The organism is Bacillus sp. GbtcB10 (assembly GCF_019091365.1).
GTDB lineage: Bacteria > Bacillota > Bacilli > Bacillales > Bacillaceae > Bacillus > Bacillus altitudinis.
The window spans coordinates 1-307 of sequence record NZ_JAGXJP010000064.1 but is presented as its reverse complement, the minus strand read 5'-3'; the positions used below and the strand labels follow the sequence as shown (position 1 = coordinate 307).

At 37.1% G+C, this 307-nt stretch carries 1 pseudogene; it reads left to right on the top strand.

The window, feature by feature from the left end:
* Positions 1-307 (top strand): annotated as a pseudogene (locus tag KVT11_RS19670) (phage/plasmid primase, P4 family); the annotation flags it as partial.

The window sequence follows — 307 nt, the reverse complement described above, 5'->3', positions numbered from 1 at the left end:
ATATCGATAAGTGTGTTACGGATGGAAAAACAAATGCTTTTGCAACTGAAATTATCGATACATTAGATAGCTACACAGAGTTTTCACCTTCAGGAAAAGGCATCCACATCATCATCAAAGGTAGCCTTCCACAATCAGTGTTAGGTACTGGAAGGAAAAATACAAAACACGGTTTAGAAATTTACAGTTATGGTCGTTTCTTCACCTTCACTGGAAATCGTGAAAATTCCAATGATGTATACGATCGTACAGATGAACTAGCGGAAGTGTTTGAACAATACTTTGATGATAGTGATATTCAAGGCCG